Below are 25,355 nucleotides of genomic sequence, written 5' to 3'. Positions count from 1 at the left end.
CGACGTTTTATTCCAAACCGGTCTTCCGGTTTCACCTTTATTTTACCATTATCCGAACAACCCGACTCTTACACTTTTATTACGGTCATTTTAGCAGGAATATCCAACTTCTGTACAATCCAGAATCTTCCGGTTTCAAAGACTACCGCCGGTCTGTCATCCATAAAAAAACGGCCGATCAAAAGAATCAGCCGCGTGAACCGATTTTAAAACAGCCTGTCTCAGGCAGCGGCAGGAGTCTGCGCCCACTTCAGGACATAGTTCTGAAAATGCCGGACCGCCGGACTTAAATAATGATGACGCAAATAAATCAAATGGATATACCGGTAATTTTTCGGATGATCCAGCCGCAGGATATTCACCGTCGGCAGCTGCACGGCGGGCGACAGCGACACGATCGCGATTCCCAGATCCATCGCGACCAGTGAAGCGATCATGCTTTCTTCCGTTGCTTCTTCAGCCACCTCCGGTTTTAAGTCTGCTTCCTCAAACAAATCGAGCACAATCTTCCGCATCCCGGTATTGCGGGTATGCAGGATCAGCGGCTGCGCCGCAACCTGCTCTAACGATAAAGATGAAACGCCCTGCCAGCGCGCTGTTTTCGGCGTCAGCACGACCAGCTCCTGACGGAACACCGGATCCGATCCAAACCGTACGGGATCCCGGGGCTCAGAGCCCAAAGCCAGATCCAATGTTCCTTCCTCCAGCTGTTCCAACAAGGTGACCGTCGTTCCTTCATAACAGGCAAAGCGCGTCTGCGAACCGGTCGCCTGACGATAGTCTACCAACAGCTGCGGCATCATCCGCGCCTGTAAAGAAGACACAAACCCGATATCAATCCGCAGATTCAGCTCCGACTGCATCCGCTGTAAAGCAGAGCGCCCTTCCTCCAGACTTTTGAGCGCTTTCTGAACATAGTCCAGATAAAGCTTCCCCTGCCGGGTCAGCACGACGTTGCGGCCTTGTTTCTCAAACAAATCGACGCCTAACTCCTGTTCCAGATTGGCGATCGCTTTGGACAGACTGGGCTGAGCGATATTCAGTTTTTCACTGGCCCGGCTTACATGTTCAAGCTGAGCCAGCGTTTCAAAATAAATCAGCTGATTCAGGTTCATAACGAATTCCTCTTTTTCTTTATTATACTTAAATTTATAGCTTCCAGCTATGAATATTTTCTATTTTATTTCTTTATTCACAAAATTGATATGCTTACAATAAAAAGGCAACTCAGGAGGAAAGAAAAGCAATGAAAAAGAATTGGACAATCAAGACCGGCAAAGCGCTGGCCGCCTGTCTGCTTGCATTCTCGTTAGCGGCGTGTTCCGGAACGCCGAAGAACGAAGAACCGGCATCCGGGCAGTACAAAGCGGGAACCTACACGGCTTCCGCCCAGGGCAATAACGGCCCGGTAGAACTGGAAGTCACCTTCACCGCCGACGCGATCAGCAGCGTCGTCGTCAAAAATCAGCAGGAAACCGAAGCGATCGCATCCGCGCCGCTGACCTCGATTCCGCAGGCGATCGTTGACGGACAGACCTTGGCGGTCGACGTCGTATCCGGCGCCACGCATACCAGCGAAGCGATTTTAGCCGCGGTGGAAGACTGCGTCACGCAGGCTGGAGGCGATGTGGAAGCCTTGAAGACGGCCGGAAACAAAACGGCGGCAGAAAAAGAAGCCAAAACCTTGGATACCGATCTGGTCGTTGTCGGAGGCGGCGCAGCGGGCATGGCTGCGACAATCCGGGCTGAAGAATCAGGCTTAAACGTCGTCTTGGTGGAAAAGATGTCGTTTATGGGCGGCGCGATTTCGATCAGCGGCGGCAATCAGGTCGTGATGGGCAGCGACCTGCAGAAGCAGGCCGGCGTGAGCGACGATTCAGTCGAAAGCATGGTTGAGGATTTCATGGCCAACGGCGCAAACCTGAACGTTGGGGAACTGATCCAGCTGTACGCAGAGAATGTCGGCGCAACGACCGACTGGCTGCATGACAGTGTTAAGCTGAACTTTGATCTGGACGGCGGACTGCACAAGCTGGCGGAATATTCGCACGACCGCGAATTAGCGTATGAAGGCGGCGGCGCGGGAGCCGCGAAAGTGCTGCGGGAAGCCGTCGAAGCCAGCGGCGCGGAAGTTCTGTTGAGTACACGCGCCAGCGAGCTGATCATTGACCAGACCGGCGCAGTTGTCGGGGTCAAAGCGGCGGATGAGAAAACAGAGTATACGATCAACGCCAAAGCCGTGCTGTTAGCGACCGGCGGTTATGGCAATAACAAGGATCTGTTAAATGACGAGATGAAAAGCGCGCTGTATTATGGACCGGCGTCCTCCACGGGCGACGGCATCGTGATGGCCACGGCGGAAAACGTTAACGCGGCAACCCGATTGATGGAATACGGCAAACGTTATCCCAACGGCATCGAAGTCTCCGAAGGCATCGCGAAGTCCACGATCGCCGGCAACATCGCGGCCTTCAGCGAAAGCGCAATTCTGATCAACAAGGAAGGTCAGCGCGTCGTCAATGAAAAAGCGTCGAACCGGACGATTCTGGAAACCGAATTGAAGCAGACGGACGGCATGTTATACCTGTTGATGGACGCCTCCACCTTCGATCTCTTTAAAAGCAAGCTGGCTACCGGCGGAATCTCCGAAGGCGATATCAACGGCTGGCTGGACAATAACGGCAAGACGACGCCAGTCTTCGCGCATGCGGATTCTTTGGCGGAACTGGCCGGAATCGTCGGCATGGACGCCCAAGCGCTGGAAAATACCGTTACGACGTACAACACCTTTGTGCAAAACGGCAAGGATGAAGAATTCGGACGCGCTGCCGAGTATCTGACAAAAGAGATCGGTGAAGGCCCGTATTATTTAGTCGAACAGAAACCGCGCTTTGCGACAACCATGGGCGGTCTGGTTGTGACGACAAATTTGGAAGTAAAGAATACTTCCGACACGGTTATTCCAGGGCTGTACGCCGCGGGTGAAACCGTCGGCGGCGTCATGGGCGACGATTCCCCATCCGGCGCCAACAACGGCTGGGCGCTGACCTCCGGCAAACTGGCCGCGGAAGCGATCGCCGCAGCCTTAAAATAACCAATCAATAACGAAAAGAGCCTCCGTTCGGATCGCTCTTTTCTTTTATATTCAGCCTGACAAGCAATCGAACCCAAGCCGCACTTTTCCCGTGTGAAGAAAGAAGATCACGCCGCGAAAGTTTGCACAGAACGCTTTTTGAGACGAATGACAATCTACAATTTTGCCAAACGCACAAGAAAGCGAATAAAATGAATCCCTTTTTCAAAAATGAGCCATCAATGTTCTTCTTTCCTTCATGATCCTTTCTTTCATCTTTTTCTGAAGCGGTAATCTCCCCTTTTGCGTAATAGAAATAACACAGCTTTTTGCTCGTTCTCTGCCTTCTCTTTCGTTTAATTACTAATCTGGGAAAGCTTAACCACAGCTGCTTATTCCATAATCTTAATTCCCTGAGTCAATCCGCCGCGGGATCCGGAAAGCCGCTACCGAGAATATTCCGCCAGTGAAATCCGCCGGCTCTACGACTGCGCGAACTGGACAGCATTGGGTTTTACAATCCGGGAAGTCGAAATCCTGATGCATACCCTGACGGAAACCAAAATGAGTCGGCTGCTGGAAGAACGGGAACAAGCGCTCCAGCATCAATTAGAGGATACACAGCTGGCCCTAAATAAATTGAGCGGCTATAAGCAAGCCCGCGCGCTTTCTCCATCAATGCTGATGCGATGGGATTGGATTGATGCGCCACTCAGTTATTTCTATTGTTACAGCCATCATGACGAATTGAATGAAGCGATGATTTTCAGTCCGCTCTATCAGCCGGTCATGCAATACCGGAACTTATTTACCTGTGCCGTTCTCGCTCCTGTCGATCTCCTTGAAGCGCAGAGAAGTGATTTCGATTTTGGTTTTATTGTCACAGCGGAGGCGGCAGCCCGGCATGGATTTCAAATTCAGAATCCGATCCGCAGTCTGCCGGGTCAAAAATGTCTTAGAACGATCATTCAAACGGAGGCTGTCATTCAATCCTCAGACCTGCTTCCGGTTCTGACTCAGCTCAAACAGAGGCGGATTCAATTAAAAGGAGATTGGATCTGCCGGGTATTAAGCCTGGACTATGACCAGGGAAAACAAACCCGTAGATATGAACTCTGGATTCCGGCCGAAGTTCAATAAATTTCCAGAAAAGCCTTGACTCTCGAGTTATTCCAGACTTTATGATGAGAGACAAGGAGGAGAATAATCATGGAAATTATGTCTCGAAGAACTTTTCTTAAAAGCGCGGCCGCCGGCGCCTGCGGCGTTGCGACAATGAGTATCCTGCCCGGCTGTGCGGCACAGGAAATCGGCTCGGCCGCGGATATCACGCCGCGCCGGATTTTGATTCTGATCGGCGCGTCGCCGGAAGGAAACACGGTGAAGCTGGCCGACAGTTTTGCCGAGGGCGCCGCTTCGCAAGGTCACGAAGTCACTTCGATTTTTCTTGGCAGCCGGGATATCCGCTGTTGTCTGGGGTGTGATCAATGCCGGTATGGCAAAGGCTGCGTGCAGCAGGATGACATGACAGAAATTTATGAAGCGATCAAAAACACCGATCTTGTCGTCTTCGCTTCAGCGCTGCGTTACTGGACGTTGACCGGTGTCATCAAAAATGTTCTGGAACGGTTGTACGCGACCTGCAGCGAAGATCCGAATCCGCCTTCGGCCGGTATGAAAAATACCCGGATCTGGACTGTGCTTTACTGATGAGCGCGGCGGATGACAACTGGTGGACCTTCGAGCAGGCGTTATCCTATTATCAGCACGTGATTTCAAATTATCTGAGCTGGCATGACAAAGGTCATGTCCTGGCCGGCGGCTGCGGGGGCTGCGGGGGTCCGAAGCACATTGAGGATACCGGCTATCTGGATACCGCTTATACGTTTGGAAAAACGATTTATACCGCACAGGACTAACCGCCGAAATTGCCTACATCGGGTTTGCGTATCTGATAAGGGATTAAACCGCGAAGATCTCATGCTGATCTTCGCCGGACTCACACAAAAACAACGCTGCATAGAATCTCCGAAGTCAGGAATTCCATCAGCGTTGTTTTTTTATGCCAGTCAGCTTTCAGATTGTTCCTATCAGGACACAGTCTGACGCCGCGCTTTCCGCATGCCTTGAAGAATGGTTGAGCGGGCCTGGCGGGCCTGTTCCATCGTCGCCTGCGGAATCCCTTCCAGCGGGTAGGCCAGCCCCAGCTGCTCATACTTGACCTTGCCCATCGTATGATAAGGCAGAACGTCGACCGCTTTGACATTGTGCAGTGTGCCTAAAAACTCACCCAGCGCGAATAACTGCTCAGGCGGGTTCAGGGACGCGTTGACATAGACGTGCCGGATCCAGACCGGAACCTGCTTCGCGTTCAAATACCTGGCGAAGGCCAGAATCCGCTCATTGTCCTGCCCGGTCAGCCAGCGGTGCTGAGCCGGATCGATCTGCTTGATGTCCAACAGCACCAGATCCGTGACCGCAAGCAGGGAATCGAACGCTTCCGGATGGGACGGATCAAATAAAATCCCCGACGTATCCAGACACGTGTGAATTCCAGCCTGCTTCGCCGCCGCAAACAGCTCCCTGACAAATTCCTTCTGTCCCAGCGGTTCCCCGCCGCTCACCGTGATTCCGCCGCCGCGGTAAAACGCTTCGTTGCGTTTGTATGTCCGAAGAATTTCCGCCGCGCTCATCATTTGACCACCCTCGCGCCGCCAGGTATCAGGATTATGACAATACCGGCAGCGCATTGGACAGCCCTGGACAAACACAACCAGCCGGACGCCCGGCCCGTCGACGGTGCCGAAGCTTTCCAGCGAATGAATCCGGCCTTCGCTCATACGCCGTTAAATCTGTTCGTGGAAGGTCCGCGAAATGACTTCGTCCTGCTGCGCCTTCGTCAGCTTGTTGAAGTTGACCGCATAACCGCTGACGCGCACGGTCAGCTGCGGATATTTTTCCGGATGTGCCTGAGCGTCCAGCAGCGTTTCCCGGTTGAAAACGTTGACGTTCAGATGATGTCCGCCCTTTTCGGCATAACCGTCCAAAAGCGATACCAGGTTGTCGATCTGTTGATCCATCGTACTCATATTCGTTTCCTCCTTTATTCTTCGTTCCGGTCCAGCCCCTCCATTAACGTCGGGGTCTTGCACGCGAGATTCTGTTTTTCACAATCCAGACAGCCCAGCGTTTCCACTTCTTTGACCAGGCTTTCTTCATTTTTGTCGATCTTCTCCAGCTGAACCGTCGATCCCTCGACGCTGACGTTGACATGGCCCACGCCGGCGGCGAAGGACTGGTCCAGCTGCGCGATCAAATCGTCGATCAGCTGTTCCTGCTTCATCGTTTATTCGTTGCTTTCAATTTCATCCAGCTCCAGCTCGACTTCCAGATCGCCGCTGGTGACGATCTCCTTACCCAGCGCGTTGGGAATGATCGAGAAGGTGTTGGAGATACCGTCCTGCGCATCCGCAAACGGCAGCTTGGAAACCGAAGCCAGTGAAGCGACGGCGCCATGGCTGTCGCGCTTGTGCATCGGATTGGCGCCCGGCGCAAACGGCTCGCCCTTCTTACGGCCATCCGGGGTGGAACCGGTGTTCTTGCCATAGACGACGTTGGAGGTGATCGTTAAGATCGAGGTCGTCGGGATGCCGCCGCGGTAGGTGTGGTTGCCCTTGATGTAAGTCATGAAGGTGTGGACGATCTCGCTGGCAACCGCGTCGACGCGGTCGTCGTCGTTGCCGTATTTCGGGAAGTCGCCCTCGACTTCATAATCGACGACGATGCCGCGTTCATCCCGGATCGCCTTGACCTTGGCATATTTGATCGCGGAGAGTGAATCGGCAACGACGGACAGACCCGCGATGCCGGTGGCAAACCAGCGCTTGACGTCCTTGTCATGCAGCGCCATCTGCAGCTTTTCGTAACAATATTTATCGTGCATATAATGGATGATGTTCAGCGCGTTAACATAGACCTGCGCCAGCCACTTCATCATCTGCTTGTATTTGTGCATAACTTCGTCGTAATCCAGATATTCCGAAGTGATCGGCCGGTATTCCGGTCCGACCTGCTTGCCGGAAATTTCATCGACGCCGCCGTTGATCGCGTACAACAGGCACTTCGCCAGATTCGCGCGGGCGCCGAAGAACTGCATTTCCTTGCCGATGCGCATCGAGGAGACGCAGCAGGCGATCGTGTAATCGTCGCCATGGGTAACGCGCATCAGATCGTCGTTTTCATACTGGATGGACGAGGACTCGATCGAGGTCTTGGCACAGAATCGCTTGAAGTTCTGCGGCAGCCGCGTCGACCACAGCACCGTCAGGTTCGGTTCCGGCGCGGTGCCCAGATTCTTTAAGGTATGGAGGTAACGGAAGGAAGACTTGGTGACCAGATGCCGGCCGTCGATGCCGACGCCGCCGATCGATTCCGTGACCCAGGTCGGATCGCCGGAGAACAGTTCGTTGTATTCCGGGGTACGGGCAAACTTGACCAGCCGCAGCTTCATGATGAAATGATCAATGAATTCCTGGATTTCTTCCTCGGTGTAAACGCCGTTGTCCAGGTCGCGCTGAGCGTAGATATCAATGAAGGTCGAGGTCCGGCCCAGCGACATCGCCGCGCCGTTTTGTTCCTTAACGGCCGCCAGATAGCCGAAATACAGCCACTGGATCGCTTCCCTGGTATCCTTGGCCGGCCGGGAAATATCATAGCCGTAGATTTCACCGAGTTTTTTCAGCTCCTGTAACGCGCGGATCTGTTCCGACAGTTCCTCCCGTTCACGGATGACGTTGGAATACATGATGACGCGCGTCGAATCCTTCTGATGCTGCTTGTCTTCAATCAGACGATCAACGCCATACAGCGCAATCCGGCGATAGTCGCCGACAATCCGGCCGCGGCCGTAAGCATCCGGCAGACCGGTGATAACATGGCTGGAACGGCAGGCCCGCATCTCCGGGGTATAGGCGTCGAACACGCCCGCATTGTGAGTTTTGCGGTGGACGGTGAAGAAATCGACAATCTCCGGGTCGACTTCATAGCCGTTGTCCGAGCAGGCTTTCTGCGCCATGCGGATGCCGCCGTAAGGCTGCAGGGAACGCTTGAACGGTTTGTCGGTCTGAAAGCCGACGATCTTTTCCAGATCCTTGTTCAGATAACCCGGGCCGTGGGAAGTAATCGTCGAGATGATCTTGGTATCCATATCCAGGACGCCGCCGGCTTCGCGCTCCTGGCGGCTCAGCTCCATGACCTGATCCCACAGTTTCAGCGTGGCTTCCGTCGGCCCCGCCAGAAACGAATCGTCGCCGTCATACGGGGTGTAGTTCTTCTGGATGAAGTCGCGGACGTTGATCTCGCGGGACCAGACGCCTTCAACAAATCCCTTGTAGCAGTCTTCCATAGTATCCTCCTATAACTGTTTGTAAGATTTCCTGTCGCAGGGGACAAGACCGTTTTATTTTACCGTGTTTGAGAATAAAAAAACAGAGGTCGGAAACATCATTTTCCATTGTAATCGGTTACAAGTTTAAAAAATATGTTAGGTTATTCTAACAATGGTAGAATAGCCAATTTATCCTGCATTGTCAAGCAAGACTCTCTGCGGATCGAGTCCTTTTTTATTCTTTCCCATGGCGATGCTCCCCTGCCTGCACAGGCCGCTTCCGTCCACTTGCTTCCCATGGCAACCCGAACCCGCTTTTCTTCTGTTCTGAGCTTCTTCCCGTTTTTTTATCTTTTAAACCGCAAACAGGCGCCAAAACTTTCTATACGCTTCAGCGAACAGGCAACAAGGAAAAGACGTCCGCTAAGACACCCAGAATTAGTCACGACGCTGCAAAGTGAAGGGGAAGTGTGAATCCAGGGCGAAATGACAAAACCCTGATTTTCCCTTCGATTCTGATGCAGCATCACATTTTTACCCTTATGCCGCTTGAAAACAAGACGATCATACCTTTGCCCTCAGTTTAGAAATTGATCAATATAGATCGGCTCTTCGCCGCAGGTTTAACCCACATGCCTTGAATCCGGCCCGGCGGTTATGCTATGATGAAACGCATAAAGGAAGACGACAGAATGACGAAAATAACGATGAAGGAAATCGCCGAGTTTGCGGGCGTAGGCAAAAGCACAGTATCCCGCTACTTTAACGGCGGTTATGTCAAAGAAGAAACGCGGCTGCGGATTGAAGCGGTCTGCCGGGAATATCACTATCAGCCCAATTCCGTAGCGAAGACGCTGAAAGCCCGGCATTCCTATCAGATCGGGGTGATCACGCCCTCGATTGATTCCCGCACCAGTGCGCGGGTGCTGACGGCATTGGACGAGCAGCTGCGCTTATCGGGTTATACGCCGCTGCTGATCAACACAAATCACAATGAAATCCGCGAGCTGTCGAGTCTGGAAAGCTTCAGCCGGATGAACGTCGAGGGAATTATTTTGTTAGCCACGCAGATCACGCCGGAACATGAACGGATCATCCATAAGCTGCGCCTGCCGGTGATCGTGCTGGCGCAGGAAATGGCGGACGTCGTCACGATCACACTGAACGATTACGAAGCCGGCCGCGAGGTTGGACTGCGGATCGGACAGACTCATCATCAAGCGGTCTGCCTGCTGGGCGTCAGCGAAACGGATAAGGCCGTCGGGATCACGCGCAAGCAGGGAATTCTGGACGGCTTACAGGAAACCGGACTTTCCCGGATTGATTTTCTGGAAACCGATTTCAGTTTTGCGACCTCCCGTCAGGTTGTGCGGGAATACCTCAAAACGCACCGCCCGGACTGTCTGATCTGCGCAACGGACAATCTGGCGCTGGCCGCATTTAAGGAACTGCACAGCGCAGGGCTGCGGATTCCGCAGGATGTATCGTTAGTCGGTTTTGGCGGCTACGATGTCTCTGAAGTCCTGACTCCGGCGTTAACCACGGTGCGTTTCGACTATGAGCTGGAAGGCCGCACCGCCGCCGAGCTGATTCTCGAACTGATCGCGGGCAATCCGGTGGAATCCGTTAAGATCGGGTATACTTTAATCGAAGGCGAAAGCGTTATCGACCGATAGCGCTTTTTTGTTTTCCCCTGTCGCTATGAAGGGCACAGCCCGCTTTTTTTCACCGTCCTTCAGATCATGATAAAAAAATCAACGCCGAAAATGGGAGAAAAGCCAAGTTGAAAGAAAGGGAAAACGATAAAAATAAACGATTATTAAAAAATATGGTACCGTTCCCATATTTCCTGTTGACATTTCCGAATGACAGGTCTATATTAATTATGGGAACGGTACCACAAGGAGGAAGAAACTATGAATTATCCATCCATCGCCGCTCAGATCGTCGCCGCCGTCGGCGGCCGGGAAAACCTGAGCAACGTCATGCACTGCGCGACCCGGCTGCGTTTAACCTGCCTGGACGAATCCAAAATCGACGCCGACACGATCGCCGAAATTGAAGGCGTCAAGGGCGTCTTCAACGCCAAAGGGCAGTTTCAGATCATCTTCGGTTCCGGCACCGTCAATCAGGTCTGTGACGAAGTCCTGAAGCTGACCGGCAGCCAGCCTGTCCAGCCGCAGCCCAAAGCGGAAGCCGGGGGCAGCGTGATCAACCGCTTCATCAAGATGCTCAGCGATATCTTCGTACCGATCATTCCGGCGATTGTCGCCGGCGGCCTGTTGATGGGCATCAACAATATCTTCACCGCCGAAGGCTTATTTGTCAGTGGAAAAACCTTAATCGAGCTGGCTCCGCAGTTCGCTGATCTGGCGGCCATGATCAACCTGTTTTCCAACGCCGCCTTTACTTTTCTGCCGGTGCTGATCGGTTTCAGCGCAACGAAGAAATTCGGCGGCAATCCTTACCTGGGCGCAGTCCTGGGCATGATCATGGTTCATCCGGAACTGATGAACGCGTACAGCTATGGTACCGGCGCGCTCGTTCCGACATGGAATCTGTTTGGTTTGTCGATCGAAGCGGTCGGCTACCAGGGCACGGTGCTGCCGGTTCTGGTGATGTCGTTCTTCCTCGCCAAACTGGAAACCTCGCTGCATAAAATCACACCGAGCTGGCTGGATAATCTGACGACGCCGCTAATTTCAATTCTCGTCTGCGGCTTTGTCACCTTCCTTGCGGTCGGACCAATCATGCGCACCGCCGGCAACCTGTTGGCCTTCGGGATTTCGTGGCTGTATCATTCGCTGGGCTTCATCGGCGGCGGTTTGTTCGGTTTGTTCTACGCTCCGATCGTTTTAACCGGCATGCACCACAGCTTCATCGCGATTGAAACGCAGCTGTTGGCGGAAACCGCAGTCACCGGCGGCAGCTTCATCTTTGTCACCGCCTCCATGAACAACGTTGCGCAGGGTGCGGCCGTGCTGGCTGTTCTGGCAACAACTAAAGATTCCAAGCTGAAAAGTCTGTGTTCGGCTTCCGGAATCAGCGCGCTGCTGGGGATCACCGAACCGGCAATGTTCGGCGTCAACCTGAAGCTGAAAACGCCGTTTTACGCGGCGATCATCGGTTCCGCTGTGGGTTCGGCCTACGTCGCCTTCCACCATGTCTTAGCCGTCGCGCTGGGCGCCGCGGGCCTGCCGGGCTTCATCTCAATCCGTCCGGCCGACTGGCTGCACTTTGCGATCGGGCTGGCGTTAAGCATGGTCACCGCCTTCATCCTGACGCTGGTCTTCACGAAAAAGCAACAGAACCCAACTGGAAATACAAAACCGCAGACAGACAAACGGAACGCGCTTCCCGCGGTGGACAACCAGACGCTCTTAGCACCGGCTGCCGGTATGGTAAAACCGATCGAGCAGTCCACTGATGGGACATTCAGTGAAAAGCTGATGGGCGACGGCTTCGTGGTTTTCCCAACCTGCGGAGAAGTCTGCGCGCCGATCAACGGCACCGTGAAATTCATCTTTCCGACCAAACACGCAATCGGACTGGTCAACGAGGACGGCGTGGAGATGTTGATCCACATGGGCATCAATACCGTCAGCTTAAACGGCGAACCGTTCACGATTCTCGTTCAGGAAGGCCAGAACGTCCGCGCCGGGGAACCGTTGGCAATCATGAATCTGAAACAGATCGAAGACGAGGGCTGTTCGACGGAAATCTGCTGCATCTTCACCGCACCGACACCGTTTCACTGGACCTTTGAGGGCGAAGCAGCGCAAGCCCAGCCAATCATCACCTTAGGAGACAAACAATGACCGATTACCGCTTAACTTATCATCTGTCGCCCCGGCGGGGATGGCTGAACGATCCCAACGGGCTGTGCGTCCATGACGGGAAAATCCAGATCTATTATCAAGCGGATCCTGACAGCCTGACCGGCGGCTGCCGCAAGTGCTGGGGACACTTCACAACGACCGATTTCCGCCATTACACCGACTGCGGTCTGGCGGTCGAACCGGTGGAACGCTTTGAATCGCACGGCGCTTATTCCGGCAGCGCGATTTCGCTGGACGGGCAGCTGCACCTCTTCTACACCGGCAACGTCAAGGAACCGGGTGATCATGATTACATCCGCTCCGGCCGCCAGCACAATACAATCCACGCCGTCAGTCAAGACGGGCTGCGCTTTGATCAGAAACAGGTCGTGCTGACCAATGCCGATTATCCGGATTTCTGCTCGTGCCATGTCCGCGATCCGAAGGTCAATCCAACCGCCGACGGCTATGAAATGGTTCTGGGGGCGCGCACGCTGGACGACGAAGGCTGCGCCCTGCTTTACCGCAGCCGTGATTTACAACGATGGCAGCTGAGTGCCGTGCTGCGTTCCGCCGCGAAGATGGGCTATATGTGGGAATGCCCGGATCTGCTTCATTTTGATCAAGCCGATGTGCTGCTCTGCTGCCCGCAGGGATTAGAGCGCCAGGGTTACCGCTATGAAAACGTCTACGACAACGGCTATTTCATCCTCCATGGCGATGAAGCACGAACATACCGCACACTCGATCATGGCTTTGATTTCTACGCGCCGCAGACGTTTCTGGATCCTCGCGGCCGGCGGATTCTGATCGGCTGGATGGGCTTGCCGGACACGGACTATACGATACCGACAAAAACCTGGATGCATGCGCTGACCTTACCGCGCGAGCTGCGCTTTGAAGACGGCCGGCTGAAGCAGCGGGTCATTGAAGAACTGCAGCCCGGGCCAGCATTGACAGAAGCCCTCAGGCAGACGAAAGCACCGGAAACCTTCGTTTTAAAAGCTTGTCCACACGGGGCGCTGACCTTAACGATCGACGGCCTGAAACTTGTTTATGAAAACGGCTTACTGACGCTGGATTGTTCGCAATGCGGCTGCGGCCGGACTCAGCGGCATGTCGAGCTGGACAAACTGGACAGTCTGGAATTGTATCTGGACGTCTCCAGTGTTGAAATTTTCATCAATGACGGCGATGTCAGCCTGACCTCGCGCTGTTTCTTTGACGGTTCCGTCCGCAATGTCACCGCCAGCTGTGACTTCACGCTGTATCAGGCGCCGCGAATTGAAATAGAAAGCAGGGATTCCGAATGAAAAAACTGATTGCGATCGGCGAAGCGCTGATCGACTTCATCCCCGCCCAGACCGGCCGGCTTCAGGACGTGGCGTCGTTTGAGCCGCATGTCGGCGGAGCGCCGTGCAACGTCTGCGGCGCGTTTGCCCGCCTGGGCGGAACCAGTGCGATGATCACGCAGCTGGGTCAGGACGGCTTCGGCGATAAAATCATCAGCGAATTAAAAACTTATGGCGTCGATACGACGATGATCGAGCGGACATCCGCGGCCAACACCTCGCTGGCCTTCGTCGCTCTGCAAGCGGATGGCAACCGGGAATTCAGCTTCTACCGCAAACCTAGCGCAGACATGTTGATGCGGCCGGACCAGCTCCGGAAAGAAGGCTTCCAGAATTGCGGCTTCCTGCATTTCTGCAGCGTCAGCCTGGGCGATTTTCCAATGCGTCAGGCTCACAGGCAGGCCATCGCGATGGCTCGCGAACAGGGCGCGCTGATCAGCTTCGATCCGAACATCCGCCTGCCCTTGTGGCCCGATGCCCAAGCCTGCCGGAAAGCGGTGCGGGAATTTCTGCCGCAGGCGGAGATCATCAAGATATCCGACGAAGAACTGGAATTCATCACCGGAACGACGGATCTGCGAAAAGCGAAGGCGTTCCTGTTTACCGAGCGGACGCAGCTGGTGCTGTATACCTGCGGCAGCCGGGGCGCTTATGCCCTGACACGCGGCGCGGAAATTTACGAACCTTCCTTATCCGTAAAAGCGCTGGATACGACCGGGGCGGGGGATGGCTTTATCGGCTCCTTCCTCTATCAATGCGCCCGCGATCAGGTCAGCGATCTGACTGCCTGTTCCCCAGAACAGCTGCGCTGCTACCTCCGGGCCAGCGCCGCTTTCTGCGCCGCCAGCATCCAGCAGAAAGGCGCAATTTCCTCCTATCCGACCACGCTGACAGAATAATTTCCAATTTTCCTGCTCATCCTCTCACTGCTTCCCTCCTTAAAGTCAGTCACGGCCAATAATCCCCTCCCTTTTACCTGGATCCTGCCTGAAGTGCAGGATCTTTTTTAATTCATCAATTTCACCTGATCCTTGCGTTTCCGCTTCGCCTGGACAAACCGTTGATAAAGAGTCATCACAAATTCTGGAAACGATGGTCCCGCGGTTTAAGCTTTTAAACCAGAAATTTATGTTCCTGCTTCAGAATAGTTCGTTCATCCGCTAACAAGTTGTTTTTATTTTTCAAATATGATAAAAGTTAAACAAAGGGAGGATTTAAGAAATGAAAAAACTGCTCGCGATCCTGGCTGCCTGCGCCATGGCCATGGGCCTGACAGCCTGCGCTTCAACGCCGAAGGAGGATACGCCAACGCCGACGCCAGAGGAATCTACCGCTCCTGTGGTCGAAAGCTTTTCCGCCGAATATGAAATGGTCGGCACCACCTCGGCCGGCAAGCCGAAAAACGACACGTTTATCTTTGAAGGCAAAACGACCGACGGCATCATCACCGAACTGAACTTCGATATCATCCGCAACAAGGGACTGGAAGGAGAATACTCCAAGAAAGACATCATGGGCTATCAGATGAACGTCTCCGACGCCGCTGTGACTAAAACCGGCGATGGCTTTGAGCTGACAAATCTGGGCATGAACGGCTATGAAACGAAATTCGGACAGTACATGATCACCGCCGTCTGCAAGGATCTGACCGACGCTTCGACGTTTAAGGATCTGACGATCACCAACTACACCGGCGAACAGCTGAACATGGAAGATTCGCTGATGATTTATCAATATCTGGCCAACGAAGCCAAGCTTCAGCTGACGGAGGATACGCCGCTGAAGGATCTGCTTGCGCTTTTTGATCTCTATAAAGACGGCGCGTTTGTGGAAGGCACAAAGCGTGTTTCCTTCGCCGGCTTCCATGGCGGACGCAGCTATGGCGAACAGATCGACGCGATCGCGGATTACATCTTGGCTAACAACATGACGCTTCAAGACGTCTATGAAATGTTCAAAACGGTAAACCAGCAGAGCGAGCCGATCGAGGAACGTGATACGATCACCGGCGCGACCATCGCGTTTGTCGGCGATTTCCAGCGGATGGTCTACATGGCGATCCATGGCGAATTATTTGAAGGCGTCACCAATCACAGCACCGCGGAGGGTGTCACTACGGTGGAAGTCGTGACGCAGGGCTATGCCGGAGAAATTGAAACGCATGTCAGCTTCGATGACAGCACGAAAAAAATCACGGCGATCACAGTCCGTGACGATCAGGAAACCGATACGGTCGGCGGCCTGTTAACTGCGGAAGGTTCAGAATTCATTCAGAAGCTGATCGACAATCAGGAAGCGCCGGATTCCGTCGATGCGGTTGCCGGGGCGACAAAAACATCCAACGGACTGGTAAAAGCGGTTCAGTTCGCTATCGAATATTACAACAGTTTATAGGCTGAAAATAAAGAAAGAGACTGTAACGTGAAAGGTAAAAACCGAAACGTTCCAGTCTTTTTTCTTCTTTATGCTATTCCCATCCGGAAATTCTCACCGATTCACCAGGCACAGACAAATAGCACAGATCCCCTGACAGGCGTGGCCGGTCAAAGGTCCGCGATCCGATCGCTGATCGTGGAGTCATCTTCAATAATGCCTATTGTTTTTATCGTCAAGGCGCATTTTCTCAATCGCTTTCAACCTGAATCAGAAAATCGGCCAGCGCCTGCGCCAGAAGCGATGGATCCTCATACGCCATGTTGTGACCGACGCCGGACAAAATGCGCACGCTGATGCCATGATGAGCCAGTTCCTCGACATCCGGATCCGGCAGCGATTTCTCCCCGAACAAAAACGTCTTCGGACAATCCAGATCATAGAGACGCTGCCGCCATGACGGCTTTCCGCCCCGCACCGCATCCACGGAAAGCCGGTGCATCGCTTCCGGCAGCCAGGTCCGCAGCGTGAGGGCCCAGGTTGGCGGAATTCCATGGGGTTTTCCTACCGTGTCGAACAGATGGGGATAGGCTTTTTCCACAAATACAGCTTCGCTGAACTGCGCCGTTTTGTAGCTGGGCTGATCGGATGGACTGGGATCGAGATTCGCTTCGCTGAGAATCAAGCCCCGGACGTGGGCACGGCAGTTTTCTGCGGCGCTTAATGCGATGGGCCCGCCGAGACTGTGACCATACAGAATTACAGAACCGCTGAACCGCTCGCGGATCAGCTCGGTCAGAACCTGCGCATGAGCCGCGACGGTATAGGTAAACTCCCGCGGTTTCTCACTTTCGCCCGCGCCGATTAAATCGATCAGGACGCAATGTTTTCCCCGCAAGGCCGGTGCGGAAGCCACCTGGGAATAATCCAGGCCGCCGGTACACCCAATTCCGTGAATCAGAATCAGCGCCGGGCCGGTTCCCGGCCTTTCCTCATAACGCAAAAACGCCTGCGCTGAAGGACTGAAAAACTCCTGAAGCATCGTTTCTTCCCCTCTTTCTATCGCATGGATGACGCTGATCTTTCACGATCAGCCCGTGTCAACGAACAATCCGATGACTCACTCGGGTCTGATATTGCTTTCACATCGGTCGGTCTGAGCGGCAGCGTAAACTTAAAATGCCGGCACGTCATTCCCTGCTTTTTATAAAAGGCATGACTGGAAGTCCGGCGTTGATTGCACGCGCATTCCAGCTGCGGACAGCCTGCCTGCGCCGCGATTTCTTTCGCCTTCCCGAATAACAACTTTCCCAGGCCCTGACCGCGGGCTTGTTCGTCGACGACCAGCTCCTGAATCTCCGCGATCGGCGCTATGTGATGAAGCAGCTTCTGCACGTGCACGCTCACAAAGCCGCGAATTTTTCCTTCTGACAGCGCGGTCAGATACACAATCTGCGGGTTATTCAAATTTTCCAGATAAACACCGTTAAAAACTTCCCGATCCATCGGCGCTTCCTCCAGCTGTTCGATCAGCCGGGCAACGGCTTCCCGATCTTCCGCTTCTGCCTTACGAATTTCAATCATGAACATATCCCTCCTGTCCGCAAATTTCCAGTTTTATTCATTATACCATGATTAGGGCATGACACCGCCTTTTGCCGCTTGTTCCCTGAGGCTTGAAATGCTATACTCAATGATTATAAGGGGGATTGTTCTAATGAAATACAAATGTGTCGTCGTCGATCTCGACCAGACGCTGCTTCACGAAGATAAATCATTGTCTCAAAAAACCATAGACGCCTTCGCTAAACTGCCGCCGGAAACGGAAATTGTCGTGGCGACCGGCCGGGCGATCATACGGACTCAGCGCTATGCCGATCTGATTCACGCCCGTTCGATGATCTGCACCAATGGTTCGATCGTCTATCATCAAGGCGAGGTCATTCACCGCACGGAAATTGACAATCAGAAAGTAATCGATCTGATTCAAGTTGTCCGGAAAATCGAGCCGGTGCATATTACGCTGTTCTATCCGACGCAAGGGTATACGACCAACGAGTATTACATCAACAAAGGCGAATCGCTGCGGCTGGATCTTGATCATTTTGAAACGCATGAGATCCAGAAAATCTTCATCGTAACGTCCAATCACGCGGCAGTTGAGGCGATTGACTTTTCCAGTTATGGCATGAAAGCCGTTCCGTTAACCGAAAATCCGGACATCTTTGTCATTACGGCAGATCAGGTCAATAAAGGCAGTGCGCTGCGGGCGCTATGTGATCATCTGGGGCTGGATTTAAGCGAGGTTGTCGCTTTTGGGGATGATTACAACGATCTGGAAATGCTTCAAGAAGCGGGCTGCGGCGTCGCGATGGCCAATGCCGTTGGGGAAATCTCAGCGTCTGCCGATCAGCACACACTGAGCAATGAAGATGACGGCGTTGCCTGGTGGTTAGAAAAACACCTCGCCGATTTTCAATAACGAATACCGCCGGGATTTTCGTTAACTCTTAACGGCCCAACCAAATCTCATTCGATCAAAACAGCCGCGGCCGGATTTCTCCAGACCGCGGCTGTTTGTATTCTCAGACGCGCTGCGTCTTTATTTTGCCTGAAGCTCTTTGCGCATGGCTGAATAGCCAATCCACACCGTCCACACATAAGCGCAGGTCTTCGGAATCATCAACATTCCAATTAACGGAAGGGTATCCGCCCACAGCACAACCGGAATATAAAAGCCGAAACTGAGAATGATCGTCAGGCTCATGAAGCGAAACGCCGCGTCGTGATGCTCCTTTGTGCTTTGATAAAACAACACGATGATCAACAATCCCAGTAAAGCGAATGGGATGTTGCGGTAAATTCCCCAGGATAGCGGAGCGTTGGCGCTGGTCCAGCCATTCTGCGGGAACAGACACAGCGCGATCCGCAGCGCCGCCAACAGATAGACAATCCTGGTCAGTCCCTGCTTTCCCCTCACCTGATACCGCTGACGCCAGACATAATACAATAAAACATAGAAAATCGTCATCGTGATGGACGTGATGAATTTTCCAATTCCCAACGCGAACGTATAATTTTCCAATCCCGTCGTACACAACGCAAGCGCCCGGGGCACAAGATGGAATGCATCCCCTGCGCCTAAGGTCACCGCCATGATGCCGAACAAAACATACTGACGATGCCCGCGCCCGGCGCGGATCATGATCAGTCCGAGCGTGATCACCGTACAAAGATAAACGATGTCGAATACAGTTTCAACAATAGCCTGCATAACTTTCCCTCCTTTTATGAACATTGTTCATTATAGTCGTCAAGATCGCTTCTGTCAACACTTTTACGGCTTTTTCATCCCTTTCTTTTTTTGTTCATTTTGAGCGTCAGCGTTGACTTTCAGGCTTCTTCTTCCTATAATGAACATAGTTCATATCATGAAAGGAGGATTTCTTTGCCTAAACTCTTGCCGAATTTAAGGCAGACTTTAATCGAAAAAGCAATCGAGCTGTCGCGCACCGGCGGCTTAAGCGGATTAAAGCTGCGTGATTTAGCCCGCGAATGCAATATCGCGTTAGGCACATTGTATAACTATTATCCGACGAAAGACAGTCTGGTTCTGGACGTGGTCCAGCAGTTCTGGCAAAATTGTTTTCACCAGAAGACGTTTCCCGAGGGCGACGTTTTAGTCAAGCTGGACTGGCTTTATTCCACAATGAAGGAAAGTGTCGACGAATTCTCGGCAGAATTTCTGCATGCCGCCTCCGGGTTATCTCCTGCGGCTTTAGAAGAAGCCAAGAGCCGGGAACTGCACGCCCAGAAACATCTGACCCATCAGTTGGCCTTAGCGCTCAAGAACAGCTTTCCTGATGAAACTGACGATCAGCTCAACGAGCGGGCAGCTTTCCTGTTTTACAGCCTGCTGGGTTGTCTGGAAAACCGCGGTTACTGCTATGCTTCGCTGCGGGACTGGCTAAAAGTCGTCCTGGCGTCAGCTGAACAAACTCAAAACCAATAAAAAAGAAAGGAAATTCATTGAATGAAAAAACTGATCAATACCGCTTTTATCTATGCCCTGGCCGCCATGGCCGCCGGCGTCTTCTACCGCGAAGTTACGCGGATGCTCAATTATACAGGCCGGACTTATCTGTCGCTGGCTCATGGCCATCTGTTTCTGTTAGGCGTCTTATTTTTCCTGATCGTCGCGCTGTTAAGCAAGTTCATTGATTTCACCGAAACTGCTTCTTTCCGCAAGGCATTCATCGTTTATAACGTCGGCCTGATCTGGACTGTCGCCTTGTTCTTAGTTCACGGTTGGATGGAAGTGCAGGGAATGGCAGTCGGCGCCATGATCGCCGGGATCGCCGGTTTAGGCCATATTTTATGGGGCGTCGGGTTAGTCTGGATCCTGAATCTGATCCGTTCCCGCGCTTAATTGACACTTAAGAAGCGCTGCTCTTTCGCTTTGGCGGTGATCTTCGGCTATTCAGCTTCTCGTTCAGATTCTCCCGGAATTGAAAACAAAGCCTGATCCCGCCGGTGCGCAAAAGAGCGCACAAATTAATAAAGAACTTGACTGGAAAGTAGTCAAGTTCTTTTACTTTGGATTAGACAGCGCAATTCACCCGGAATTACATTACCAGCCGGATTTTTCCCGATTCAGCGGTTCATTCTTGTCTTTATGCCTGATTCAGGATTTCCGTCAGCGTCGTATACAGCTGGCTGACGTCGATCGGCTTGGCAATGTGGGCGTTCATTCCCGCTTCCTTGGCCCGCGCGATATCCTCAACAAACGCATTCGCTGTCATAGCCAGAATCGGCAGCGTTTTAGCGTTGGGATGATTCGAATTCCGGATAGCCTGAGTCGCTTCATAGCCATTCATAACCGGCATCTGGATATCCATCAGGACCAGATCAAAGTAATCCGCCTCAGAATTTAATATCTGATCCACCGCATCCTGACCATTGAGGGCATGTTCCACCTGCATATCTGCCATTCTTAAAATCTCCGTCGCAATTTCCATATTCAATTCGTTATCTTCAACCAATAAGACCCGCCGGCCGGAAAGATCATGCGGCGTAACTGTCTTGGGTAAGTCCAGAGCCGGTGCGGACTCGAAATTCGGACGGCGCGTTACCGCCATCAGTGTATTATAAATCGTTGAGGCAAACATCGGCTTGGAAATGAACGCGTTCGCTCCCGCTTCCCGGGCCGCCTGTTCGATCGGACTCCAATCATAAGCTGAAATGATGATAATCAACGTATCCGCCCCGACAAGCTTGCGAATCTGGCGTGTCGTTTCAATGCCGTCCATATCCGGCATCTGCCAGTCGATGAAGCAGACGTCAAATTCGTCGTCCGTTCCATGCGCATCCGCAATGACCTGCACCGCGGCTTCGCCCGTCAGAACCCACTTTGCCTGAATTCCCATTTTTTCCAACAGGATCGACGTATGGATACAGGTGTCCTGATCATCGTCGACAACCAGAACGCCCAGCGTTTCCAGCTTCTGCGTCTCAGAAACGTGCGCCGAAGCTTCCATCCGATCAAACGCCAGCTCGACGATAAACGTCGTCCCTTCGTTTTCTTTACTGAAGACCTGAATGGTTCCGCCTAAAAGCGATACCAGATTCTTCGTGATCGACATTCCCAATCCCGTTCCGCCAAACCGCTGCGAAATTGATCCATCCGCCTGTTCAAACGGCATATAGAGCTTCTGTAAAAATTTCTCGTTCATGCCGATCCCCGTATCGCTGACGGTAAAGCGCAGGCGCACCTGATTGTTGCGGAAACCGATCTGCCGGACTTCCAGGCGAATCTTTCCATTTTCCGGCGTGAACTTGACGGCGTTGGACAACAGATTCAATAAAATCTGATTCACACGCATTGCGTCGCCGATAATGACTTCTTCAGTGAAATCAACGACCGTCGCTTCAAAATTCTGATTGCGGGAACGAGCCTGAGAATCAATGATCGCGGTTATGGACTGAATCAGCTGACGGAATTCAAACGGTTCGCGGCTGATCGTCAGCTTGCCTTCTTCAATTTTTGACATATCCAGCACGTCGTTGATCAGCGAAAGGAGGTGTTTGGAAGAGAACCCGATCTTTGTCAGACAATCCTCTACCCGCCGCTGATCCTGAATGTTCGCCGCGGCGATCGTCGCCATCCCGATAATCGCATTCATCGGCGTGCGAATTTCATGGCTCATCCGCGATAAAAAGTCTTTTTTCGCATCGTTGGCTTTCTGCGCCAGAGCCAGAGCGTCGCGCAGATTCTGCTGCGCCAGAAGCGCCTCAGTCTGATCGCTGATGCTGATAATATACCGTACAACCTGATCGTCAACTAAAATTGGATAAACTTTTAATAACAGCCAGCTCTCCCGTTGTCCATGGACTTCCAGCTTGAGGTTCAGCTCAGCCTGGCTGCGGAGAACGCCGGAATGAAATAATTGATAGAGTGCGGCGCTGTCCGTTTCCGAAAGCCGCGACATAAAATTATCATAGTCTTCCAACTGTTCCTCATCCAATCCCAGAATCCGCGTGCAGTTGGGACTGATATATTCCATCAGCTTGTCCTTTAAACTATAAATAAAGAAGACGTCATCGACGTTCGTGGACAGTAAATCGAACATTTTTTCCCGATCGGCGACGTCATGAACGCGGCGGCGTTCGAGATTGCGCGTCGTTTTGATACTTAATACAATAATGAAAAGGGAAAGCAGGATCGCGGTGATGATCGCCAGCGAACTTGTTCTTTTCATCTCTTTTTCAAGCGATAAAATTTTCTGATTGGCAAACGTGATAATCGTTGTCAGCGTGTCGCTGACTTCATCGTAAATCGGATAGATATTCTCATTCAAATAATCGTTAATTTCAACGTTCGTAAGGTTGGGAACCTGTTGAAGCAAGACCGCCTGCGCCTCGATCAGCGCGTTCATTTTTTCCTGCAGGCGTTCGGTATCCGCCGCTGGCCCCAAATAATTTTCGGCAATCCGATCCAGCGACTGCTGCTGCATCGTATACCGGCTGTTCAGCAGGTCTTCTGTTTCTTCAATGGAATGGAAGCTGTCCGTCAGGAAAATACTGATGAACTGTTTCATGTCCAAAAGCCGCGAACGCATTTCGCGGGAGGAATTGGAAACTGTATATGGATGATCATAAATGCGGGAAGCCGCGGCCTCCATGTTCCGTATGGAATAAATGCAACTCAATGAAAAAATAATCGAAATGACGCAAATAACCAGCGTACTGGCCACAGTTGCTTTACTGGAAGCAAAGTTAGACTTCATCTTTTTTCTCCCTTACTTGTTTGATCAGCACCTGAGGTTCATTTTAGCCTTTTTTCTAAGTGCGATGGCCGAAAATTCTTCAATCCTATTCATTATAAATTAAAATAAGAAAAAAACAATTCCATATTGAAAAAACATCTGTTTTTACGGATATTGTTAGTTTTTAAGTGAATTGAAAAAGTAAACGCAGCCTTAAGACTAAAAGGAATTGCATTTACTTTTGCAAAGACGCGGACTGCATTTACTCGTGCAAATGAGTTATAGTCATCTTGTATCTCCCTGTACAGATAGGAGTCCCCCATTATGAGCCACTTAACTTTGCAAGATCGGATTACGATTCAATCCGAGTTGAATCAGGGTTCTTCTTTCAACACGATTGCTCGTTTGATTTCCAAGAGTCCTACCACGCTCTCCCGCGAGATTCGAAATCATCTGCTGATTCGCGATCGTTCTTCTTACCCTCAGTCTCGCATGATGAACGATTGCCTCCATCGCTTTGAATGCCGGCTAAAATTTGTCTGTCAGCCTCAGTGCCATTTTCAAAAGGGGAATTGTCGTTTTTGTGGTCATTGTTTCCGGGTTTGTCATGATTATGAAAAAGAGTGCTGTCCTTCTCTCTCTCATCCTCCTTATGTTTGTAATGGCTGTCGGCAGCGTCAGCGCTGCTCCCTGGAACAACGTGATTATAAGGCAGCAGAAGCCCACCAGGAATATCGGCAGAGGCTCGTTGAAACCCGTTCTGGATTTAATTTAACCGAAGCTGAATTGGCTTTGATTCAGCGGGAGCTTACTCCGCTTATTAAAGAGAATAAACAATCCGTACATCATGCTTGTCTGGTTAAAGCTGATATTCTCCCTTGTCATGAGAAAACCATTTATAATCTCATTGACGCCAACCTGCTTCCCGGTATCAAAAATTTAGATTTGCCTCGAAAGTGCCGCTTAAAACCTAGAAAATCAGGGCGGAAAGAACATAAGGTCGATAGTCAATGTCGGATTCACCGAACTTATGCAGACTACCTGGACTTCGTTCAAGCTCATCCGGATGTCTCCGTTGTAGAGATGGATACTGTTGAAGGGATTAAAGGCGGTAAGGTGATTCTCACGTTTCTCTTCAAGTCCTGTAATCTTCAATTATACTTCCTGGCCGACCACCATACCTCTCAAGCTACAATTCAACAGATGGATCAACTTTATGAACAACGATTCGGTCCTGAGTTATTCAAGAAAATATTTGAAGTCATCCTGACGGATAATGGCTCCGAATTCTCCAATCCGACGGCGATTGAAAACGATGCCTTCCATCAATCCAGGTCTCGTTTATTCTACTGTGATCCCGCTGCTTCCTATCAAAAAGGGACTTGCGAGAATAACCATGAAATGTTGCGCAGATTCTATCCTAAAGGATCATCTTTCGATCAGTTAACACAAGATGAATTGAACCTCATTTCAAGCCATATCAATTCTTATAAAAGAAAAAGACTGAATGATCACTCGCCTCTTGAGTTATTCAGTCTTCTCTTCGGGAACGAAACGCTCGATAAATTAGGGCTTGTTTCCATCGCTCCTGAAAACGTTTGCCTTTCCCTCCGGGGTTTGTTCAACAAATAAAGAATAGACACAGGGAGATCCATTGACAAGCCAGCCTAAGAACGAATTTAGCACCTGCATTTACTCAACGAAATAAATTGCATTTCGCTAAATATCTTTTCTTGTACCCTTTTTTATCTGGTTTCTACGGATATTTTAACACTTTTCCCTCATTATCTGGCTCTTTTTTTGTTTCCTTTTACTCTGTTTCTCCTTTTGCTCTGCCCCGATACACATTTTCTTCTTTACCTGCATTTACTTTTACTATTGACCTTGTTAGTTTTTATACCATTTAAGCTATAATATTTTACAAATACAATATTTTAGTTCTCTTTCAGTTCGCTGTTGCATTCCATGTAACAAACTTTTTAACATTCAGGAAAGTATTGCGCCGCTTTCGTTTATGCTTCTTCCGCTTTAACTTCTGCTTCCCTCTGGAAGCTGTCAATAAACAGACTGAAGATCAGCTTATCCAGC

General features: G+C 51.6%; 22 protein-coding genes and 1 pseudogene. 14 read left to right on the top strand and 9 right to left on the bottom strand.

Annotated elements, in window-relative coordinates:
• Positions 1-221: 221 nt before the first annotated feature.
• The gene (locus BQ7364_RS10330) at positions 222-1,115 is read right to left on the bottom strand and encodes a LysR family transcriptional regulator (protein WP_072684653.1); all 894 of its coding nucleotides are present in this window, start codon (positions 1,113-1,115) and stop codon (positions 222-224) included.
• 131 nt (positions 1,116-1,246) lie between these two features.
• Between BQ7364_RS10330 and BQ7364_RS10325 the strand changes: the two genes are divergently transcribed.
• The 4 genes from BQ7364_RS10325 (at position 1,247) to BQ7364_RS18380 (ending at position 4,992) form a co-directional block, all read left to right on the top strand.
• A complete protein-coding gene (locus tag BQ7364_RS10325) occupies positions 1,247-3,094 on the top strand; it encodes an FAD-dependent oxidoreductase (RefSeq protein WP_072684652.1) in 1,848 nt (615 codons plus the stop codon).
• Positions 3,095-3,580: 486 nt separating this feature from the next.
• Positions 3,581-4,213, top strand: a complete 633-nt coding sequence (locus BQ7364_RS10320) for a hypothetical protein (RefSeq protein ID WP_139248614.1) — start codon at positions 3,581-3,583, stop codon at positions 4,211-4,213.
• A 69-nt stretch (positions 4,214-4,282) separates the two neighbouring features.
• Positions 4,283-4,783 carry a flavodoxin family protein gene (locus BQ7364_RS18385; RefSeq protein WP_234973177.1) on the top strand — a complete coding sequence of 167 codons (501 nt, stop codon included), beginning with the start codon at positions 4,283-4,285 and terminating at the stop codon, positions 4,781-4,783.
• Entirely contained in the window at positions 4,783-4,992 is a 210-nt protein-coding gene (locus BQ7364_RS18380; RefSeq protein WP_234973176.1) for a hypothetical protein, read from the top strand. Before BQ7364_RS18385 ends, BQ7364_RS18380 begins: the two co-directional genes overlap by 1 nt.
• Positions 4,993-5,163: 171 nt before the next feature.
• Here the strand turns inward: BQ7364_RS18380 and pflA are convergent, their stop codons facing one another.
• The 4 genes and pseudogenes from pflA to pflB form a co-directional block, all read right to left on the bottom strand.
• Positions 5,164-5,913 carry a pyruvate formate-lyase-activating protein gene (pflA, locus tag BQ7364_RS10310; protein WP_072684650.1) on the bottom strand — a complete coding sequence of 250 codons (750 nt, stop codon included), beginning with the start codon at positions 5,911-5,913 and terminating at the stop codon, positions 5,164-5,166.
• Positions 5,914-5,919: 6 nt separating this feature from the next.
• Positions 5,920-6,144: pseudogene (grcA3, locus tag BQ7364_RS10305) on the bottom strand (autonomous glycyl radical cofactor GrcA3); the annotation flags it as partial.
• Positions 6,145-6,176: 32 nt separating this feature from the next.
• A complete protein-coding gene (locus BQ7364_RS10300) occupies positions 6,177-6,416 on the bottom strand; it encodes a hypothetical protein (protein WP_072684649.1) in 240 nt (79 codons plus the stop codon).
• A gap of 3 nt (positions 6,417-6,419) precedes the next feature.
• On the bottom strand, positions 6,420-8,477 hold the full coding sequence (gene pflB / locus BQ7364_RS10295) for a formate C-acetyltransferase (protein WP_072684648.1): 2,058 nt from the start codon (positions 8,475-8,477) through the stop codon (positions 6,420-6,422).
• A gap of 135 nt (positions 8,478-8,612) precedes the next feature.
• Between pflB and BQ7364_RS17785 the strand changes: the two genes are divergently transcribed.
• The 6 genes from BQ7364_RS17785 (at position 8,613) to BQ7364_RS10270 (ending at position 16,023) form a co-directional block, all read left to right on the top strand.
• Positions 8,613-8,933, top strand: a complete 321-nt coding sequence (locus BQ7364_RS17785; protein WP_139248613.1) for a hypothetical protein — start codon at positions 8,613-8,615, stop codon at positions 8,931-8,933.
• Positions 8,934-9,151: 218 nt separating this feature from the next.
• Positions 9,152-10,135, top strand: coding sequence for a LacI family DNA-binding transcriptional regulator (locus tag BQ7364_RS10290; protein WP_072684647.1), 984 nt, complete (start codon positions 9,152-9,154; stop codon positions 10,133-10,135).
• Between the two features lie 240 nt (positions 10,136-10,375).
• Positions 10,376-12,277, top strand: a complete 1,902-nt coding sequence (locus BQ7364_RS10285) for a sucrose-specific PTS transporter subunit IIBC (protein ID WP_072684646.1) — start codon at positions 10,376-10,378, stop codon at positions 12,275-12,277.
• A complete protein-coding gene (locus BQ7364_RS10280) occupies positions 12,274-13,590 on the top strand; it encodes a glycoside hydrolase family 32 protein (protein WP_072684645.1) in 1,317 nt (438 codons plus the stop codon). The genes BQ7364_RS10285 and BQ7364_RS10280 overlap by 4 nt, the downstream gene beginning before the upstream one ends.
• Complete coding sequence (locus BQ7364_RS10275) at positions 13,587-14,528, top strand: carbohydrate kinase family protein (RefSeq protein WP_072684644.1); 942 nt, start codon at positions 13,587-13,589, stop codon at positions 14,526-14,528. Before BQ7364_RS10280 ends, BQ7364_RS10275 begins: the two co-directional genes overlap by 4 nt.
• 322 nt (positions 14,529-14,850) lie before the next feature.
• Positions 14,851-16,023: an FMN-binding protein gene (locus BQ7364_RS10270; RefSeq protein WP_072684643.1), complete on the top strand. Its 1,173-nt coding sequence runs from the start codon at positions 14,851-14,853 to the stop codon at positions 16,021-16,023.
• Between the two features lie 229 nt (positions 16,024-16,252).
• On the opposite strand, the gene BQ7364_RS10265 is transcribed toward BQ7364_RS10270, so the two are convergent.
• Entirely contained in the window at positions 16,253-17,044 is a 792-nt protein-coding gene (locus BQ7364_RS10265) for an alpha/beta fold hydrolase (protein WP_072684642.1), read from the bottom strand.
• A 17-nt stretch (positions 17,045-17,061) separates the two neighbouring features.
• Positions 17,062-17,586 carry a GNAT family N-acetyltransferase gene (locus BQ7364_RS10260; protein WP_072684641.1) on the bottom strand — a complete coding sequence of 175 codons (525 nt, stop codon included), beginning with the start codon at positions 17,584-17,586 and terminating at the stop codon, positions 17,062-17,064.
• 133 nt (positions 17,587-17,719) lie between these two features.
• Here BQ7364_RS10260 and BQ7364_RS10255 point away from each other — a divergent pair, with 133 nt between their 5' ends.
• On the top strand, positions 17,720-18,484 hold the full coding sequence (locus BQ7364_RS10255) for an HAD family hydrolase (protein ID WP_072684640.1): 765 nt from the start codon (positions 17,720-17,722) through the stop codon (positions 18,482-18,484).
• Between the two features lie 120 nt (positions 18,485-18,604).
• Here BQ7364_RS10255 and BQ7364_RS10250 read toward each other — a convergent pair whose 3' ends face one another.
• Positions 18,605-19,276 (bottom strand): hypothetical protein, encoded by a 672-nt coding sequence (locus BQ7364_RS10250; RefSeq protein WP_072684639.1) that lies wholly within the window; start codon positions 19,274-19,276, stop codon positions 18,605-18,607.
• A gap of 174 nt (positions 19,277-19,450) precedes the next feature.
• On the opposite strand from BQ7364_RS10250, the gene BQ7364_RS10245 reads away from it, so the two are divergent.
• Positions 19,451-20,014: a TetR/AcrR family transcriptional regulator gene (locus BQ7364_RS10245; RefSeq protein WP_159432795.1), complete on the top strand. Its 564-nt coding sequence runs from the start codon at positions 19,451-19,453 to the stop codon at positions 20,012-20,014.
• 21 nt (positions 20,015-20,035) lie between these two features.
• Positions 20,036-20,431, top strand: a complete 396-nt coding sequence (locus BQ7364_RS10240; RefSeq protein ID WP_072684637.1) for a DUF2871 domain-containing protein — start codon at positions 20,036-20,038, stop codon at positions 20,429-20,431.
• Between the two features lie 244 nt (positions 20,432-20,675).
• On the opposite strand, the gene BQ7364_RS10235 is transcribed toward BQ7364_RS10240, so the two are convergent.
• Positions 20,676-23,099, bottom strand: a complete 2,424-nt coding sequence (locus BQ7364_RS10235) for a hybrid sensor histidine kinase/response regulator (RefSeq protein ID WP_234973175.1) — start codon at positions 23,097-23,099, stop codon at positions 20,676-20,678.
• Positions 23,100-23,591: 492 nt separating this feature from the next.
• On the opposite strand from BQ7364_RS10235, the gene BQ7364_RS10225 reads away from it, so the two are divergent.
• Positions 23,592-24,899, top strand: a complete 1,308-nt coding sequence (locus BQ7364_RS10225) for an IS30 family transposase (protein WP_072684634.1) — start codon at positions 23,592-23,594, stop codon at positions 24,897-24,899.
• The last annotated feature ends 456 nt before the right edge of the window (positions 24,900-25,355 follow it).

Source organism: Holdemania sp. Marseille-P2844, assembly GCF_900120005.1.
Lineage (GTDB): Bacteria > Bacillota_I > Bacilli_A > Erysipelotrichales > Erysipelotrichaceae > Holdemania.
This window is presented reverse-complemented; position numbering and strand designations above follow the sequence as displayed.